Consider the following 16,123-nt stretch of genomic DNA (forward strand, 5'->3'; position numbering starts at 1 on the left):
GAGCCCATGAGCACCGAATCGAACCAGCAGGGCCCCTCGCCGGACGGACAGCGCGACGGCGCCGAGAAGGACGGCGCCGAGAAGGGCAAGGAGGCGCTGCCGCGCGTGCGGGCCGAGCGGGGCGTGGGCGCCCGCGCCACCGGGGCGGAGGTGACCGGGGCGGAGGCCACCGGGTTCTCGCTGCGGCTGGGCAACGCGTTCGGGTCGCTGGCGATGGGCTCCATGGCCCTGGGCGCGCTCGCGATCGGGGCCGTGGCCATCGGGAAGCTGGTGGTCAAGCGGGCGATCGTCGAGCACCTCGAGGCCGGGACCGTGGAGATCAAGCACCTGAAGGTCGGCAAGCTGGAGATCACCGAATAGCGCGCGAGCCCCGCTCCGGACGGAACGGGGCTCGCGCGTCCGCTCGGGAGACCGGTCAGGAAAGGGCCGTGCGGACGACCCCGGCGAGGCGCTCGGCCACGGCCGTCGCCTGGTCGTGGGTCGCGGCCTCCACCATCACCCGGACCATCGGCTCGGTGCCGGACGGCCGGATCAGGACACGGCCGGTGTCGCCCAGCTCGGCCTCGGCCTCGGCCACGGCGGCGGTCAGCTCCGGCGAGGTCCTGGCCCGGGACTTGTCGACGCCCTTGACGTTCACCAGGACCTGCGGGAGGCGGGTCATCACCTTGGCCAGCTCGTCCAGCGGGCGCTTGCGGCGGGCGATCGCGGCCAGCAGGTGCAGGCCGGTCAGCACGCCGTCGCCGGTGGTGGCGTGGTCCAGCATGATCACGTGGCCGGACTGCTCGCCGCCGAGGTTGAAGCCGCGCTCCCGCATCACCTCCAGCACGTAGCGGTCGCCCACGGCGGTCTCGATGACGGTCAGCCCCGCGTCCCGCATCGCGATCTTGAAGCCGAGGTTGGACATCACCGTCGCCACGACCGTGTCGCCCGCCAGCTTCCCGGCCTCGCGCAGCTCGGTGGCCAGGATCGCCATGATCTGGTCGCCGTCGACCTCCTCGCCGGTGGCGGTGACGGCCAGGCAGCGGTCGGCGTCGCCGTCGTTGGCGATGCCCGCGTCCGCGCCGTTCTCCCGGACCGCCCGCTTCAGCGCGTCCAGATGGGTGGAGCCGACCCCGGCGTTGATGTTCAGGCCGTCGGGGGCCGCCCCGATGGTGATCACCTCGGCCCCGGCGCGGCGCAGCACCTCGGGGGCCACCTCGTAGGAGGCGCCGTTGGCGCAGTCGACCACGACCTTCAGGCCGTCCAGCGACACCGGCAGCGTCGACAGCAGGTGCGCGACGTACTGCTCCACCGCGCCGTGCGCCTCGCGGACGCGTCCCACGCCCGACCCGGTCGGCGGCTCCCAGTCGGTGCCCAGCGCGGCCTCGACGCGGTCCTCGATCTCGTCGGGCAGCTTGTGGCCGCTGCGGTCGAAGAACTTGATGCCGTTGTCGGGCGCCGGGTTGTGCGACGCCGACAGCATCACGCCGAGGTCGGCGTCCAGCGCGTGCGTGAGGAACGCGACGGCGGGCGTGGGCAGCACGCCCAGCCGCAGCACGTCCACCCCGGCGCTGGCCAGGCCCGCCACCACGGCGGCCTCCAGGAACTCGCCGGAGGCGCGCGGATCGCGGCCCACCACCGCCACCGGCCGGTGCCCCTCGAACGCCCCGGCCTCGCCCAGCACCCGCGCGGCGGCGACCGACAGGTTCATCGCCAGCGGCGCGGTCAGGTCACGGTTGGCCAGCCCGCGTACGCCATCGGTTCCGAACAGACGACCCACAGTTCAACTCCCGGAGAAAGCGAAAGACCGCGGGGACGCGTCGGAGGCCTGTGAGCCCCCGGAACGCTCCACGCGGTCGAATCTAGTGCGCGAAAGCCGTGAAGAAGCGGACGAGCCGCCGCATCCTCGTGCCGCCGACCGTATCGGGTCGGCCGCGGGAAAGTCCGGGGATGCGACGGCTCGTACCGTGGTGATTAACGCTTGCTGTACTGCGGCGCCTTGCGGGCCTTCTTGAGACCGGCCTTCTTCCGCTCGGGCACGCGCGCGTCGCGGGTCAGGAAGCCCGCCTTCTTCAGCGCGGGGCGGTGCTCGGGGTTGGCGGTCTGCAGGGCGCGGGAGATGCCCAGGCGCAGGGCGCCGGCCTGGCCGGTGACGCCGCCGCCGCCGACGCGGACCATGACGTCGAACTGGTTCTCCAGGCCGAGCAGGACGAACGGCTCGTTCACGATCTGCTGGTGGACCTTGTTCGGGAAGTACTGGTCCAGCGTGCGGCCGTTGATGGTCCACTGGCCGGAGCCCGGGACGATGCGGACCCGCGCGATGGCCTGCTTGCGGCGGCCGGTGCCGGCCGCGGGGCCGGTGGCGACCGGCTGGCCCAGGAGGCCCTCGCCGGCGGTCTCGGGGGTCTCGGTGCTGTACTCGGACGGCGCGTCCTCGTACGAGTCGAACTCGACGCCCTCGGGCGTCTCGGTGCCGGTGGACTCGTCCACGGTTCTCCTCAGAGGGTCTTCTAGCCAGGGAGGCGGACCCGCGTCTGCGGGCACCCCGGCGGCCACTGTTTCGGATGCGTGCCGATCGGCACGGCTTGCCGCGACGTACGGGGATCCGTACGGGCGGTCTTACTTCTTGACCTGGCTGATCTGCGTGATCTCGAACGGCACGGGCTTCTGGGCCGCGTGCGGGTGCTCGGGACCGGCGTAGACCTTCACCTTGCCGAACATCTTCCGGCCGAGGGAGTTCTTGGGCAGCATGCCCTTGATCGCCTTCTCGACCGCGCGCTCGGGGTTCTTGGCCAGCAGGTCGCTGTAGGCCACCGAACGGAGACCGCCCGGGTAGCCGCTGTGGCGGTAAGCGCGCTTCTGCTCCAGCTTGTTGCCGGACAGCGCCACCTTGTCGGCGTTGATGACGATCACGAAGTCACCGGTGTCGAGGTGGGGCGCGTAGATCGGCTTGTGCTTACCCCGCAGCAACTGCGCGACCTGACTGGCGAGCCGGCCCAGCACGACATCGGTCGCGTCGATGACGTACCACTGACGCTGTACGTCAGCGGGCTTAGGGGTGTACGTGCGCACGGTGGTTGGCCTTCGTTTCTTGTCGACTCAGCGGATTCCTGTTCGCGCCGATCAGAGCCTGGTCCGACCTGGCGCTCCGGGAGGCCGGGGCCGGAGCCGCCGAGTCAGCGGATCCAGGCACACCGATCACATAGCCTGCGACGCGCCGCCCACAGGGCAGGCGTCATCGCATACAACAAACCCGCAGGATACCCAGGCACGCGTGCGCGGGTCAAAAGCGGAACGTTGTGACAGTCTCCCAGCCACCTCACAGTATGCCTCACGCGGCCCGATGCCCGTGCCCGGCGGGGCGGAAGTCCGCCGGAGCGTCCCCGGTGACCTGGGATTACGGGATTTTGCCCCACTTGTGGGATCTTGTGCAGGTATGGTGCGGTGCCGACCGGAACCCCAGCCACCGGGCTGGCCCCACCTCCGGAGGTCACGTTGTCCGCTCCCCGCCGATCCCCGTCCCGCCGTCCGGCGCCCCGCCGCCTCGGCTCCGCCGCCGGGTCCGAGCCGCTCGGCCCCGGTTCCGAGCCGTTCGGCCCCGGCCCCGAGGGGCCGTCGCGCCGTCGCCGGTCCCCCCTCGTCCTGGCGCTGGCCGCCGGGGGCGTGCTGGTCATCGGCGCGGGCGTCGGCATCGGCCGGCTGGCGCTGTCGGAGCCGGAGACCCGCTCCACCGCGACGGGCGGCCCCACCGCCTCCTCCAGCCCCACCGAGACGGTCGAGCAGGTCCCGCAGGAGACGCCGACCGGCTCCCCCCGGCCGACGGGCACGCCGACCAAGCGGCCGACGACCGGCAGGTCGCCCAAGGCGGTCCGCACGCAGCCCACGCGCAAGCCCACCCCGGCCCCGACGCGTTCCACCCGGCCCTCGAAGCCGAAGACGCCCACGGTCCCGACCGGCGGCATGAACGCCTCCGAGGCCGCCGTGGTGACGCTCACCAACAAGGAGCGCGCCAAGGCCGGCTGCCCCGCGCTGCGCGCCGACAACCGCCTGGTCCTCTCGGCGCGCCGGCACTCGGCCGACATGGCGGCCAACAACTACTTCAGCCACACCTCCCGCAACGGCGCCAGCCCGTGGGCCCGCATGGAGAAGGCCGGTTACCCCAGCCCCGGCGCCGAGAACATCGCCAAGGGCTACCCGACCGCCGCCGCCGTGATGAAGGGCTGGATGAACAGCCCCGGCCACCGCGCCAACATCCTCAACTGCAAGCTGCGCGCCATCGGCGTCGGCATGGCCGGCGGGAACGGCGGCCCGCTGTGGACGCAGAACTTCGGCTGGAAGTGACGACCGCGCCGCCTGACCGGACGAACGGGATGTGACCTTCCGCGAAACTCCGACGCCCGGTTCGTCCCCCTGTCATGGTGGATGTTCCGGCGGTCCAGAGCCCTGAGGAAGGAACGGTAGGGTCCAGAACCATGGGTTACCCGGGCGATAAAGGCAGATCCGGCGGCGCGTTCCCCGAGCCGTCGTCGCACGAGCCGCGCGGCACCGGCCAGGAGTCCGGAAACGACGCCGGTGGATTCGGCGGCGGTTTCGACCAGCAGTACGGCAACGACCCGCACCACGACGACCGGTACGGCAACGACCAGTACGGCGACCCCGGCCGGACGTGGAGCGCCGAGCCGCCCGCCGAGCAGGCGCAGCCCGCCCCCGGCTCCTTCGGGCAGGGCGGCGGCGGCTTCGGGCAGGAGTCGTTCGGCCAGGGGGCTCCGGGCCAGGACGCCTTCGGCCGGGACTCCTTCGGGGCGCAGCAGCCCGCCTTCGGGCAGGGGCAGTTCGGGCAGGAGCAGTTCGGCCAGGGGCAGTTCGGCCAGCAGGGGCCCTCGTTCGGCCCACCTCCCCAGGGCGACCACCACGCGTCCTTCGGCGACGGACCCGGCGGGCCCGGCGGCCACGGGCCGCTCGCCGACGAGGGCGGTTCCAGGAGGGGACGCAACCTGCCGCTGGTGATCGGCGGCGCGATCCTCGCCGGGGCGATCCTGGCCGGGATCGGCGCGGGCGCGGCCGGGGTCTTCGACCCGCCCAAGAAGTCCGGCCCCAAGAGCACGGCCGCCACGAACAACGGCGCCAAGCCGAAGCAGCCCGCCGCCTCCCCGAGCCCCACCAAGCCGAAGCTGGAGCCGGTCAAGCTGCAGAGCCGCCAGACCGACCCGATGCCGCTCACGCCGGGCGAGGTGTTCGCCAAGGCGGCGTTCAAGGACTCCGGCGGCGTCAAGTACGCGCGGACCGCCGTGAAGGCCACCAAGGGCTGCACCGGCACCGTCACCGGGGCCAAGCTGGTCGCCGCGGTGAAGAAGGCCGCCTGCACGCAGACGCTGCGCGCCACCTACGCGCGCGGCGACGGCAAGCTGGTCGGGACGGTCGGGGTGCTGAACCTCAAGTCCGAGAACCACGCCAAGTACGCCCAGCGCGCCGCGCTCGCCAAGGACTCGTTCCTGCAGCCGCTGCCCGGCACCGGGATCACCAAGAAGATCGGCACCGGTGAGGCGCTCGGCACCGCCGAGGTCCGCGGCCACTACCTGGTGATGACCTGGGTGCAGCGCCCGGACGGCAAGAAGATCCCGGCCACCGCGCACAAGCTGGTCTCGGCGTTCGGCCAGCAAATGATCAAGGGCAGCGGTCTCGGCTTCGCCCTGGCCTATCGGGAAACCGAAGGCAAACCCTTCAAAAAATGAGCGGTATGAATACTCTGTCTGGCTATGTCTGGATCTGACGAGGCCCGGGAGCGCACCGGGGAGGACGGGGCGATGCCCGCCCCGTCCTCCCCGGCCCCGCCCAGTTTCGGCGGCTCGGGCGCGGACGCTCGCGAGGCGACGCCGCCGGAGGCCCCCTCTCCGGAGGAGACCTCCGCCGAGCAGGACGCCGCGCTCCCGCTGCCGCTGCCGCCCCTCCAGAAGCCCTGGTGGGCCTCGGAGGACGAGGACGGCGCGAACGGCGCGGCCCCGGCGGCGGAACCGGCCCCCGGCGCGCTGGTGGCCGGACGCGGCGCCCCCACCGTCGACACCCGCGGCGCGGTCCCGCCGCCGCCCCGGCCCGCCGTGTCGTCGTTCCCCGACACCGACCCCGACGGCATCCCGGTCATGGAGCCCGATCCCCCGGCCGACCCCGCACCGGCCGAGTCCGAGGCGACCGAGCCCGCGCCCGAGCCCGCCTCTGAGCCCGCGCCGGAGGCTCCCGAGCCCGAGGCGGCCGACTCCGAGCCCGTCCTGACGCCGGACGCCTACCTGCCGCCGGGCGTCACCCCGCCCGCCGACAACGCGGCGCCCATCCCGCAGGCCCAGCCGATCCCCGAGCCCGGACCGGCCCCGGAGCCGGCGCCCGCCCCGGTCGCCGCCGAACGGCCCGCCGCTCCCCCGCCGCCCTGGTCGGACGCCCCGACCGTCGTCGACATGCCGCGCGTGCCACCCGCACCGCCCACCGCACCGCCCACCGCACCGCCGACCGCACCGCCGCAGGCCGCACCCCAGCCTCCACCGCCGCAGCCCGCCGCGCCGCGGCCCGCCGACGGCACGTCCACGCATCCCAACGCGCTGGTGCCCGGCTTCGGCGACACCCCGCGCTTCGGCACCGGCCCGCTCAGCGACGGCCCCGCCAAGAGCCCCGGCAGCCGCCGCCGTCCGCTGCTGATCGGCGCGGGCGCGGCCGTCGCGCTGGTCGTCGCGGTCTCCGGCTTCGCCCTGGCGGGCGGCGGCGACGACGCCGACGGGAAGACCACCCGGGCCGCCAGGAGCCCGGCCGCGTCCTCCCCGGCCAAGCCGTCCCCGGCCGCCAAGCCGGCGCCGGTGGACATCAACAGCGAGAAGAGCGACACCAGGCCGCTCACCGTGCCCGAGGCGTTCCCCGACCGGCAGGTCACGCTCGGCGGGCGCCCCTACCTGCGCGACCGCTTCTCCCTCAACGACGTCTGCACGCTGACCGCCAACGGCGCGATGGCCCAGGCGCTGAAGCAGCACGACTGCCGCCGCGTCGTCCGCGCCACCTACCTGGACTCCGACCGCGCCCTCGCCGTCACCACCGGCATCGCCGTGCTGCCCGACCGCGCCGCCGCCGGGAAGGTGAGCCGCGCCGGGGACCCCAGCGCCTACGAGTGGTTCCGGGGGCTGGCGGGCAAGCGCTCCCCGGAGGTCGACCAGGCGGGCGGCTACGCGCTCAGCACCGTCCGGGGCCGCTACCTCGTCTACGCCTACGCCCAGTACGCCAACGGCAAGAGGGCCAAGCCCGGCGACACGGCCCTGAAGGCCGCGGCCCAGCAGGTCCTGGGGTACGCGACCCGTTCGGTGGAGACCCGCGCGGGCCGCTGAGCGGGAACCGCGGGGCGGCCCGGTCCGCCTATGTTGTGATCATGGATGTTGAGATCACCGCCGGCACCGTGGACGACGTCGCCGATCTGGAGCCGCTGTGGCTCGCCATGCTCGACCACCACCGCGAGGTGACCGGTGAGCGGTGGCCGGTGCGCGGGCCGGGCGAGTCCTGGGCCCTGTGCTCCGAGCAGTACCGGACCTGGCTCGGGGAGGGCGCCGCCCTGCTGTTCCTGGCGCACCGCGCCACCCCCGCCGGGACCCGCGAGCTGATCGGCTACCTGCTCTGCCAGCTCCTGCCCTCGGGGCCGACCTTCGACCTCGGCCCGTCCCACGGCGAGGTCCACTCCCTGGTGGTCTCCGACCGGGCGCGGGGCGGCGGGGTCGGCTCGGCGCTCCTCCAGACCTGCAAGCGGGAGCTGCGCGCACGCGGCGTCACGCACTGGTCGATCGGGGTCGTGGAGGCCAACCGCGACGCGGTACGGCTGTACGAGCGCCTGGGATTCGCCCCCTGGGTCCAGCACATGCTGGCGCCCCTGGACGAGTGACGCCCTCCCGGATCAGTGCTCCGGCCGCTCAGTGCTCCGGCTGCGGGGCCAGGGTGCGGACGCGCCGGGTCTCCTGCGCGCGCTGGGCCAGCAGGGTCTCCTCGGTCGGGTACTCGATCTCCTCCAGGGTGAGGCCGTGCGCGGGGGCGACGTTCACCGCCGAGTCCCGCACCCCGGCCGTCAGCACCTGCGCGGGCCAGTCCACCTCGCGGCGGCCGTCCCCGACCACCAGCAGCGCGCCCACCAGGGCCCGCACCATCGAGTGGCAGAACGCGTCGGCCTTCACCGTCGCCGCCGCCAGCCGCGGCGCCTCCCGCGTCCACTCGAACCGCAGCAGCTCCCGGATCGTCGTCGCGCCCTCCCGCTTGCGGCAGTACGCGGCGAAGTCGTGCTCGCCGACCAGCAGCCGGGCGGCCATGTTCATCCGGTCCAGGTTCAGCGGGCGCGGCCACCACAGCACGTCGTGGCGGCGCAGCGGGTCCACGCCCACCGGGTCGTCGCACACCCGGTACACGTACCGCCGCGACAGCGCCGAGAACCGCGCGTCGAAGCCCTCGGGGGCCACCGACACCCGCCACACCCGCACGTCCGGCGGCAGCAGGCCCGCCAGGCGGCGCGGCATGGTGCCGTTGATCGTGGCGTAGGCGGCGGCCGGCACCACCACGTGCGCGACCTGGCCGCGCGCGTGGACGCCGGCGTCGGTGCGCCCGGCGACGGTCAGCATCGGCGGCGGGTCCAGCCGCAGCAGCCGCCCCAGGGCGTCTTCGATGACCCCCTGGACGGTGCGCTGGCCGGGCTGCCGGGCCCAGCCGGCGAAGTCCGTCCCGTCGTAGCCGATGTCGAGGCGGAGGCGTACCAGTGCGGTCATGGCGGGCGGGGTGTCCTTGTCCTGGAAAGAAGGGGTTCTGGAGGAAGGGGCGGACGGCCGCGCGCGGGGCGGCGAGACCAACCTGAGATCAAGTCTGGCAAAGAAAAGGCCCGCCGTCCCGTAACGGAACGGCGGGCCTTCGCCGGAGCCCTACTCCTTGTCGGCCTTCTCCTCGGCCGGGGCCTGCTCGGTCTCCTCGGCGGGAGCCTCGGCCTTGGCCTCGGTGGTCTCCTCGGCCGGGGCCTCGGCGGGCTTCTCGGCCGGGGTCTCGGCCTTGGTGGCCGACGACTGCGCGGCCATCGGCTCGGTCACCAGCTCGATCACGGCCATGGGGGCGTTGTCGCCCTTGCGCGGACCGATCTTGGTGATGCGGGTGTAGCCACCGGGACGGCTCTCGTAGCGCTCCGCGATCTCGGTGAAGAGGTGGTGCACCACGCCCTTGTCCCGGATCACCCGGGCCACCTGGCGACGGTTGTGCAGGTCGCCCTTCTTGGCCTTGGTGATCAGCTTCTCCGCCAGCGGACGCACCCGCCGGGCCTTGGCCTCGGTGGTGGTGATGCGGCCGTGCTCGAACAGCGCCGTGGCCAGGTTGGCCAGGATCAGGCGCTGGTGCGCGGCGCTGCCGCCGAGGCGGGCACCCTTGGTGGGCTGAGGCATTGCTCTGTCCTTCCTGCGCCGGCCGTATCAGGTACCGGCGTCAGCCGTTGCGATCCTCGCCCGCCCCGGAAGGGGCGGGCGGCGCTCAAGGACCCGGGGACGGGAACGCGCCCCGCCCCGGGTACTCGACGTGTTTGCTAGAACTGCTCGGTCTCGGCGTAGGCGCCGTCGTCGTCGCCGTAGTTGTCGGCCGCCGCGCTCGGGTCGAACCCGGGCGGGGAGTCCTTCAGCGACAGGCCCATGTCGTTGAGCTTCTGCTTGACTTCCTCGATCGACTTGGCGCCGAAGTTGCGGATGTCCAGCAGGTCCTGCTCGGAACGGGCGACGAGCTCGCCGACCGAGTGGATGCCCTCGCGCTTGAGGCAGTTGTAGGAGCGGACCGTCAGGTTCAGCTCCTCGATCGGCAGGGCCAGGTCCGCGGCGAGCGCGGCGTCCGTCGGGGACGGGCCCATGTCGATGCCCTCGGCCTCGACGTTGAGCTCCCGGGCCAGGCCGAACAGCTCGACCAGGGTCTTGCCGGCGGAGGCCACCGCGTCACGCGGCAGCAGCGACGCCTTGGTCTCCACGTCCAGGATGAGGCGGTCGAAGTCGGTGCGCTGCTCGACTCGGGTCGCCTCGACCTTGTAGGTGACCTTCAGCACCGGGCTGTAGATGGAGTCGATCGGGATCCGGCCGATCTCCTGGCCCGGCTGCTTGTTCTGGGCGGCCGAGACGTAGCCGCGGCCGCGCTCGACCGTCAGCTCCATCTCCAGCTTGGCCTTGTTGTTCAGCGTGGCGATGTGCAGGTCCGGGTTGTGGACCTCGACGCCCGCCGGCGGCGCGATGTCGGCCGCGGTGACCTCGCCCGGGCCCTGCTTGCGCAGGTACATGACCACCGGCTCGTCGTGCTCGGAGGACACGACCAGCTCCTTGAGGTTCAGGATGATGTCGGTGACATCCTCCTTCACGCCCGGAACGGTCGAGAACTCGTGCAGCACGCCCTCGATGCGGATGCTGGTGACGGCGGCACCGGGGATCGAGCTGAGCAGGGTGCGACGCAGCGAGTTGCCGATGGTGTAGCCGAAGCCCGGCTCCAGCGGCTCGATGGTGAACCGCGAACGGAACTCGTCGACCTGCTCTTCGGTGAGAGTGGGACGCTGTGCGATGAGCATGGGTTTGCCTTCTTTCCGCGGTGCCCGCTATATGACGACCGCGTTGGAGTTCTTCCCAGTATCGCCGAAGCGGACGCACAATCGCTGCACGTCCGCTCGGCGATGGAAGGCGGGCCCGTCGCCGGGCCCGAACAGAGCCTTACTTGGAGTAAAGCTCGACGATCAGCTGCTCCTGGACGGGAGCGTCGATCTGCTGGCGGACCGGCAGCGAGTGGACGAGGACGCGCATGCGCTCGCCGTCCACGCCCAGCCAGGCCGGGACCTGACGCTCGCCGACCTCGGCCTTGGCGACCTGGAAGGGGGTCATCTCCCGGGACTTGGTCTTGACGTCGACGATGTCGGCCTCGCGGACCAGGTACGACGGGATGTCGACCTTCTTGCCGTTCACCCGGATGTGACCGTGGCGGATCAGCTGGCGGGCCATGTCACGGGACTTGGCGAAGCCAGCGCGGTACACCACGTTGTCCAGGCGGCGCTCCAGCAGGGTGAGCAGGTTCTCACCCGTCTTGCCGCCCTGGCGGTTGGCCTCGACGTAGTAGTTGGAGAACTGCTTCTCCAGCACGCCGTAGATGCGCTTGGCCTTCTGCTTCTCACGGAGCTGCAGGAGGTACTCGGTCTCCTTCGGCCGACCGCGGCCGTGCTCACCCGGGGGGTAAGGACGGATCTCGATCGGGCACTTGGGGCCCTCGCACTTGCTGCCCTTGAGGAACAGCTTCATCTTCTCGCGGCGGCAGAGCTTGCAGTCCGCACCGGTGTAACGAGCCATTGTTCTAGATCTCCCCTACGGCTATCAGACGCGGCGGCGCTTGGGCGGCCGGCAGCCGTTGTGCGGAACGGGCGTGACGTCCTGGATCGAGCCCACCTCGAGGCCGGTCGCCTGGAGCGAACGGATGGCGGTCTCGCGGCCCGAGCCCGGGCCCTTCACGAAGACGTCGACCTTGCGCATGCCGTGCTCCATCGCCCGGCGCGCGGCGGACTCGGCGGCCTGCTGCGCGGCGAACGGGGTGGACTTGCGCGAGCCCTTGAAGCCCACGTGGCCCGAGGAGGCCCAGGAGATCACGTTGCCGTTGGGGTCGGTGATCGAGACGATCGTGTTGTTGAACGTGCTCTTGATGTGAGCGTGCCCGTGGGCGACGTTCTTCTTTTCCTTGCGGCGCACCTTCTTGGCGCCGACACGGCTCTTAGGAGGCATCTGCTCTCTCTACTCTTCAGGTCGTCGATCCGTACCGGACCGGGTCCGGACGGACTACTACTTCTTGCCGGCCTTCTTCTTGCCGGCCACGGTCTTCTTCTTGCCCTTGCGGGTACGCGCGTTGGTCTGGGTGCGCTGACCGTGGACGGGAAGACCACGACGGTGCCGGATGCCCTGGTAGCAACCGATCTCGATCTTGCGACGGATGTCGGCCTGGACCTCGCGGCGCAGGTCACCCTCGACCTTGTAGTTCGCCTCGATCCAGTCCCGGAGCTTCACGAGCTCGTCGTCGCCGATCTGGTGGACGCGCAGGTTGCCGTCCACGCCGGTGCCGGCCAGGGTCTCCAGCGCGCGGGTGCGGCCGATCCCGAAGATGTAGGTGAGAGCGATCTCCAGACGCTTGTCGCGCGGGAGATCGACGCCGAGGAGGCGTGCCATGTGCTGGCGTTCCCTTCGTTGTGCGGAGGTATTGGCGCATCGCGTCCGCACACACCCTCGCGGGTGGCGGCCCCGGCCTCCGGCTCCGGGGGTGGGCCCCCTCACACGTGAAGCCGTACGACCCGACCTGCCGGTTCGGTGTCGTACGGCGACCGTGCGAAGGCTGCGATACGTTGATCTTCGACCCGCCCGGGGGCGGGATCACGCTGCGGGAGCGTCAGCCCTGACGCTGCTTGTGGCGCGGGTCGGAGCAGATGACCATGACCCGGCCGTGCCGGCGGATGACGCGGCACTTGTTGCAGATCTTCTTGACGCTCGGCTTGACCTTCACTGGGTCTCCTATGGACACAGGGTCACCCCCGCGCCGCCACGCACGGGAGAGGCAACCCCAGTGGGCTGTTACTTGTAGCGGTAAACGATCCGACCGCGCGTGAGGTCGTAGGGGCTCAGCTCCACGACGACGCGGTCGTCCGGCAGGATACGGATGTAGTGCATCCGCATCTTGCCGGAGATGTGGGCGAGCACCTTGTGCCCGTTGTCGAGCTCCACCCGGAACATCGCGTTCGGGAGGGACTCGATGACGGTGCCCTCGATCTCGATGGCGCCTTCCTTTTTGGGCATGTCCTCCGCGCTTCACTGTCGGCTCATTGGACTCGGCCCGAATACGCCCGGAAGACCCATGGAGGGAAACCGAGGAAGACGGCCGCACCACAACCGACGCTCCCCTCCCGGAGGAGGGTCGTGCGAGAGGGATGAAGGCGGCCGAAAACGGACCGACACAGAAGTGTACGTCACCGGACCGCCTAATGCGAAACCAACGCATGGCCCGTGTCCGGAGACCGCTCCCGACACCAGCATACCTCGCTCGGGCGTTGTACCTTTCCAGGAGAAGGAATCGCCCCGGGGAGGATCGGATGCCGAGCTATGACTTCGCGCTGATCCTCAGCCGTCCCCTCTACGAGGAGGAGCTGGACCCGCTGTGGCACCGGACGCAGGGCCGGGTCACCGTCTCGATCATCACCGAGCCGCAGCACGCCGACCGCCCCGGAAACGCCTCCTGCACCTGGGAGGGCAACACCCTCGCCGAGGCGATCATGGAGGTGGTCGCGCACGTCGAGACCGCCGCCGAGGGCGTGCGGGTCCGCCAGGTCGAGGTCGATCCGCTGCTGACGATCCGCGACATCGCCGACCGCGTGGGGCGCACCCCCGACTTCGTCCGCATGTCGATCACCGGGGCGCGCGGGCCGGGCGGGTTCCCGCCGGCCGAGCTGTCCACCGCCGGGCACCGGCTGTGGCGCTGGTCCAAGGTCGCCGAGTGGTTCGGCGTGGACGACCACCTGCTGGTGGAGGCCAAACCGACCGCCCAGGCGATCAACGGCTGGCTGGCGCTGCGCGACGTGGTCCCGTCGGTGGCGCCCAAGCCCGAGGACGTGACCTCGGCGCTGAACGCGGTCATCCCGCACGTGGCCTGACCCGCCGGCTCACTCCCCGGCGTTCCGCCGCCGCGCCGAGCGCACCGACCGCACCGCGAACGCGGCCCCGCCGAGCACGACGATCCCCGCCAGCCCGAGCGCCGCGGGGCCGGGCCGTCCGGCCGTCCGCTCCCGCGCGGCCAGCCACCCGCCGCCGGTCGCGGGACCGACGTGGGTGTCGCCGGTCCCCCCGAAGTCGTCGAGCCCGCCGGTCCCGTCGAGTCCATCGGTCCCATCGGTCCCATCGCGCCGGGGCACGTGCCGCACCACGGTGCGGGCCCTCGGCTTCGGGGCGCGCAGGACGAGCAGGGAACCCTTCAGGTCCTCCTCAAGGCACTCGACCGTGACGTCGTACCGCCTCGGCTCGGCCGTGCGGCGCACCGACGCCAGCCCCGTGAGCGTGGTGAGCCCCGCCGGGCCGAGCTCGACGGGCTCGGCGAACGCGCGGGACTTCGCGAAGGCCACGCCGTCACCGCAGTCGGCGATCCCGACCCTGATGATGACCTGGTCCCCCGCGCGGACCGACCGCGGCGCCACGGTGACGGCCCCGCCCTCCGCCAGCGCCACGCCGGGGACGCCCGCGCCCAGCGCCGCGACGGCGCACATGCCCGCCGCTACCAGCCTGCGCATCATGATCTCGTTCTCCCCGGCGGGTCGGTCCGGGCAGACCGGCGGGACGCAAAGATCAGGTCAGGAGGGGACCAGGTCCGCCAGGCGGTAGGACGCCGTGAACGTCGCGTAGACGACCAGGTTCTCGGCGTACAGGTGCCGCCGCGGGTCGTACCGGCCCGCGCAGGTGACCAGCCGCAGCGCGGGACGGCCGTCGGCGGACGCGTGGACGCGCGTGGCGGGGAACCCGTTCTTCGGGACCCGCTCGGCGGAGGTGACGCGGAACACCGGCACCGTCCCGTCCGCCCGCGCCACCCCCAGGAGCGCGCCGGGCCTCAGCTCGCCCAGCCGCGCGAACACCGCCGGTCCGGTGCGGGTGTCCAGATGCCCGACGATCACCGCCGCGCCCGGCTCCCCCGGCGTCGGCCCGTACCCGTACCAGCCCGCCGCGCCGGGCCGTTCCAGCGGCGGAGCGGCGATCGCCCCGTTCCCCTCCCGGCCGACGCGCACCAGCGGGGAGTTCACCCCGATCGAGGGGATGGAGAGCGACGTGGGCAGCGCCCGGCCCGGGAACCCCGGCAACGGCCGCGGCGCGTCCGGCGCGGCGCTCTGCGGCCCGGAGAGCGGCGCGGCGGGCGTGGTGGGCAACACGAGTCCCGAACGGGGCTGTGCGGCCCTCTGCGAGCCGATCAGCGCGCATCCGAACACCATCTGCGCCGTTCCCACAACCCCCGCGACCGCCACGAGCGCGTACCGGGACCGCCGCGCCCGCCATCGCGGGCGCCGTTCCCCGCTGGTCGCTCCGCTCGCCATGCCTCCCCCGTCCGGCCCCTCCGGGCTCCGCGCCGCGCCGGAGCAAGTGATCTTGTTGTCCCCGGCGGCGAGTCGACAGGGGGGCAATCCGGCGCAAAGATCGTGCCAGCACTCGTCCGGGGCGGCGCGGCCCGGCGGCGGGGGTGCCCTGAGCGGCGGTCCGTGATGTGCTTGGCCTTGGGGGAGGATCAATGGCGATCATTGCGCAGCTCAGCGACATCCACCTGGCGGCGGGACCCGACGGCGAGGTCGACGACGGTTCCGGGCCGGTGCGCGCGTTGCGGGCGGCGGTGTCGAGCCTCCTGTCGCTGCCCGCCCGGCCCGACGCCGTCGTGCTGACCGGGGACCTGGCCGACGGCGGGCGGCCCGACGAGTACGCGCGGCTGCACGCGCTGCTGTCGCCGCTGCCGATGGCCGTCTACCCCGTGCCCGGCAACCACGACGACCGGGACGCCCTGCGCGCCGCGTTCAAGGACCACCCGGCCGTCCACGAGAGCGGCACCGCGCCGGACGCGCCCGTCCGGTACGCCGTGGACGTGGCCGGGACCCGCCTGGTGTGCTGCGACACCTCGGTGCGGGGTGGCTCGCACGGGACGATGGACGACGAGCAGATCGCCTGGCTGGACGCGACGCTGGCCGCCGCGCCCGACGTCCCGACCGTGATCGCGACGCACCATCCGGCGTTCCCGATCGGCATCCGCTTCATCGACGACATGCGGTTCCGGGACGCCGCGGCGTTCGTGCGGGTGATCGAGCGTCACCCCCAGGTCGTGCGGCTGGTCAGCGGGCACGTGCACCGGGGCGCGGTCGGCACGGTCGCGGGCCGCACCGCCGTCACCTGCCCCAGCACCTACCGGCAGCTGTTCCTGGACCTGACCCGGCCGGGCCGCGCCGCGGTCACCGGGGAGCCCGCCGGGTTCGCCGTCCACCTGGTCACCGACACCGGGGTGGCGACCACGCACTTCGTCCCGACCGGCAACTACCGCCCGCTGATGGACGTGGAGTAGGACCCGGGAACGCGAGAAGGGCGGCGGGGTCCTC

Annotated in this window: 20 protein-coding genes; 7 read left to right on the forward strand and 13 right to left on the reverse strand. The window is 72.5% G+C overall.

The genetic code is table 11. From position 1 onward, the window contains the following. The first annotated feature begins 6 nt into the window (after positions 1–6). Positions 7–360 (forward strand): hypothetical protein, encoded by a 354-nt coding sequence (locus AKI01S_RS24925; RefSeq protein ID WP_245681768.1) that lies wholly within the window; start codon positions 7–9, stop codon positions 358–360. Between the two features lie 55 nt (positions 361–415). Here AKI01S_RS24925 and glmM read toward each other — a convergent pair whose 3' ends face one another. The 3 genes from glmM to rplM form a co-directional block, all read right to left on the reverse strand. Continuing rightward, positions 416–1,759 carry a phosphoglucosamine mutase gene (glmM, locus tag AKI01S_RS24930; protein WP_067822781.1) on the reverse strand — a complete coding sequence of 448 codons (1,344 nt, stop codon included), beginning with the start codon at positions 1,757–1,759 and terminating at the stop codon, positions 416–418. A 194-nt stretch (positions 1,760–1,953) separates the two neighbouring features. Next, positions 1,954–2,469: a 30S ribosomal protein S9 gene (rpsI, locus tag AKI01S_RS24935; protein ID WP_067822784.1), complete on the reverse strand. Its 516-nt coding sequence runs from the start codon at positions 2,467–2,469 to the stop codon at positions 1,954–1,956. Between the two features lie 129 nt (positions 2,470–2,598). Continuing rightward, the gene (gene rplM / locus AKI01S_RS24940) at positions 2,599–3,051 is read right to left on the reverse strand and encodes a 50S ribosomal protein L13 (protein ID WP_067822787.1); all 453 of its coding nucleotides are present in this window, start codon (positions 3,049–3,051) and stop codon (positions 2,599–2,601) included. Between the two features lie 423 nt (positions 3,052–3,474). On the opposite strand from rplM, the gene AKI01S_RS24945 reads away from it, so the two are divergent. From AKI01S_RS24945 to AKI01S_RS24960, 4 genes are all read left to right on the forward strand, one after another. Beyond that, a complete protein-coding gene (locus tag AKI01S_RS24945) occupies positions 3,475–4,320 on the forward strand; it encodes a CAP domain-containing protein (RefSeq protein WP_067822790.1) in 846 nt (281 codons plus the stop codon). Positions 4,321–4,451: 131 nt separating this feature from the next. Then, positions 4,452–5,711 carry a hypothetical protein gene (locus AKI01S_RS24950; protein WP_067822793.1) on the forward strand — a complete coding sequence of 420 codons (1,260 nt, stop codon included), beginning with the start codon at positions 4,452–4,454 and terminating at the stop codon, positions 5,709–5,711. A 24-nt stretch (positions 5,712–5,735) separates the two neighbouring features. Continuing rightward, on the forward strand, positions 5,736–7,337 hold the full coding sequence (locus AKI01S_RS54340) for a hypothetical protein (RefSeq protein WP_157420106.1): 1,602 nt from the start codon (positions 5,736–5,738) through the stop codon (positions 7,335–7,337). Between the two features lie 41 nt (positions 7,338–7,378). Beyond that, entirely contained in the window at positions 7,379–7,882 is a 504-nt protein-coding gene (locus tag AKI01S_RS24960) for a GNAT family N-acetyltransferase (protein WP_157420108.1), read from the forward strand. A 28-nt stretch (positions 7,883–7,910) separates the two neighbouring features. On the opposite strand, the gene truA is transcribed toward AKI01S_RS24960, so the two are convergent. The 8 genes from truA to infA form a co-directional block, all read right to left on the reverse strand. Further along, positions 7,911–8,750, reverse strand: coding sequence for a tRNA pseudouridine(38-40) synthase TruA (gene truA, locus AKI01S_RS24965; protein ID WP_174567416.1), 840 nt, complete (start codon positions 8,748–8,750; stop codon positions 7,911–7,913). A gap of 150 nt (positions 8,751–8,900) precedes the next feature. Beyond that, positions 8,901–9,407 carry a 50S ribosomal protein L17 gene (rplQ, locus tag AKI01S_RS24970; RefSeq protein ID WP_067822801.1) on the reverse strand — a complete coding sequence of 169 codons (507 nt, stop codon included), beginning with the start codon at positions 9,405–9,407 and terminating at the stop codon, positions 8,901–8,903. A gap of 137 nt (positions 9,408–9,544) precedes the next feature. Continuing rightward, positions 9,545–10,558 (reverse strand): DNA-directed RNA polymerase subunit alpha, encoded by a 1,014-nt coding sequence (locus AKI01S_RS24975; RefSeq protein WP_067822804.1) that lies wholly within the window; start codon positions 10,556–10,558, stop codon positions 9,545–9,547. Between the two features lie 139 nt (positions 10,559–10,697). Continuing rightward, positions 10,698–11,324, reverse strand: coding sequence for a 30S ribosomal protein S4 (rpsD, locus tag AKI01S_RS24980; protein WP_067822807.1), 627 nt, complete (start codon positions 11,322–11,324; stop codon positions 10,698–10,700). 24 nt (positions 11,325–11,348) lie between these two features. Then, entirely contained in the window at positions 11,349–11,750 is a 402-nt protein-coding gene (rpsK, locus tag AKI01S_RS24985; RefSeq protein WP_067486841.1) for a 30S ribosomal protein S11, read from the reverse strand. 57 nt (positions 11,751–11,807) lie between these two features. After that, complete coding sequence (gene rpsM, locus AKI01S_RS24990; RefSeq protein ID WP_067822810.1) at positions 11,808–12,188, reverse strand: 30S ribosomal protein S13; 381 nt, start codon at positions 12,186–12,188, stop codon at positions 11,808–11,810. Between the two features lie 217 nt (positions 12,189–12,405). Continuing rightward, complete coding sequence (rpmJ, locus tag AKI01S_RS24995; protein WP_021596712.1) at positions 12,406–12,519, reverse strand: 50S ribosomal protein L36; 114 nt, start codon at positions 12,517–12,519, stop codon at positions 12,406–12,408. A 68-nt stretch (positions 12,520–12,587) separates the two neighbouring features. Further along, positions 12,588–12,809: a translation initiation factor IF-1 gene (gene infA / locus AKI01S_RS25000; protein WP_018657567.1), complete on the reverse strand. Its 222-nt coding sequence runs from the start codon at positions 12,807–12,809 to the stop codon at positions 12,588–12,590. A 293-nt stretch (positions 12,810–13,102) separates the two neighbouring features. On the opposite strand from infA, the gene AKI01S_RS25005 reads away from it, so the two are divergent. Beyond that, positions 13,103–13,660: a hypothetical protein gene (locus tag AKI01S_RS25005; RefSeq protein WP_067822813.1), complete on the forward strand. Its 558-nt coding sequence runs from the start codon at positions 13,103–13,105 to the stop codon at positions 13,658–13,660. Positions 13,661–13,669: 9 nt separating this feature from the next. Here AKI01S_RS25005 and AKI01S_RS25010 read toward each other — a convergent pair whose 3' ends face one another. After that, positions 13,670–14,290 (reverse strand): hypothetical protein, encoded by a 621-nt coding sequence (locus AKI01S_RS25010; protein WP_157420110.1) that lies wholly within the window; start codon positions 14,288–14,290, stop codon positions 13,670–13,672. Between the two features lie 60 nt (positions 14,291–14,350). Further along, positions 14,351–15,082, reverse strand: coding sequence for a class F sortase (locus tag AKI01S_RS25015; RefSeq protein WP_245681769.1), 732 nt, complete (start codon positions 15,080–15,082; stop codon positions 14,351–14,353). Positions 15,083–15,273: 191 nt separating this feature from the next. On the opposite strand from AKI01S_RS25015, the gene AKI01S_RS25020 reads away from it, so the two are divergent. Beyond that, positions 15,274–16,089 carry a phosphodiesterase gene (locus AKI01S_RS25020; protein WP_067822821.1) on the forward strand — a complete coding sequence of 272 codons (816 nt, stop codon included), beginning with the start codon at positions 15,274–15,276 and terminating at the stop codon, positions 16,087–16,089. Positions 16,090–16,123 lie beyond the last annotated feature (34 nt).

This window comes from Actinomadura kijaniata NBRC 14229 (genome assembly GCF_001552175.1).
Classification (GTDB): domain Bacteria; phylum Actinomycetota; class Actinomycetes; order Streptosporangiales; family Streptosporangiaceae; genus Spirillospora; species Spirillospora kijaniata.

Excerpts from the sequence above, each read along its gene's own strand:
- AKI01S_RS24925 (WP_245681768.1), top strand. The coding sequence starts at position 7 with ATGAGCACCGAATCGAACCAGCAGGGCCCCTCGCCGGACGGACAGCGC.
- AKI01S_RS24950 (WP_067822793.1), top strand. The coding sequence starts at position 4,452 with ATGGGTTACCCGGGCGATAAAGGCAGATCCGGCGGCGCGTTCCCCGAG.
- AKI01S_RS54340 (WP_157420106.1), top strand. The coding sequence starts at position 5,736 with ATGTCTGGATCTGACGAGGCCCGGGAGCGCACCGGGGAGGACGGGGCG.
- AKI01S_RS24960 (WP_157420108.1), top strand. The coding sequence starts at position 7,379 with ATGGATGTTGAGATCACCGCCGGCACCGTGGACGACGTCGCCGATCTG.
- truA (WP_174567416.1), bottom strand. The coding sequence starts at position 8,750 with ATGACCGCACTGGTACGCCTCCGCCTCGACATCGGCTACGACGGGACG.
- rplQ (WP_067822801.1), bottom strand. The coding sequence starts at position 9,407 with ATGCCTCAGCCCACCAAGGGTGCCCGCCTCGGCGGCAGCGCCGCGCAC.
- AKI01S_RS24975 (WP_067822804.1), bottom strand. The coding sequence starts at position 10,558 with ATGCTCATCGCACAGCGTCCCACTCTCACCGAAGAGCAGGTCGACGAG.
- rpsD (WP_067822807.1), bottom strand. The coding sequence starts at position 11,324 with ATGGCTCGTTACACCGGTGCGGACTGCAAGCTCTGCCGCCGCGAGAAG.
- rpsK (WP_067486841.1), bottom strand. The coding sequence starts at position 11,750 with ATGCCTCCTAAGAGCCGTGTCGGCGCCAAGAAGGTGCGCCGCAAGGAA.
- rpsM (WP_067822810.1), bottom strand. The coding sequence starts at position 12,188 with ATGGCACGCCTCCTCGGCGTCGATCTCCCGCGCGACAAGCGTCTGGAG.
- infA (WP_018657567.1), bottom strand. The coding sequence starts at position 12,809 with ATGCCCAAAAAGGAAGGCGCCATCGAGATCGAGGGCACCGTCATCGAG.
- AKI01S_RS25005 (WP_067822813.1), top strand. The coding sequence starts at position 13,103 with ATGCCGAGCTATGACTTCGCGCTGATCCTCAGCCGTCCCCTCTACGAG.
- AKI01S_RS25010 (WP_157420110.1), bottom strand. The coding sequence starts at position 14,290 with ATGCGCAGGCTGGTAGCGGCGGGCATGTGCGCCGTCGCGGCGCTGGGC.
- AKI01S_RS25015 (WP_245681769.1), bottom strand. The coding sequence starts at position 15,082 with ATGGCGAGCGGAGCGACCAGCGGGGAACGGCGCCCGCGATGGCGGGCG.
- AKI01S_RS25020 (WP_067822821.1), top strand. The coding sequence starts at position 15,274 with ATGGCGATCATTGCGCAGCTCAGCGACATCCACCTGGCGGCGGGACCC.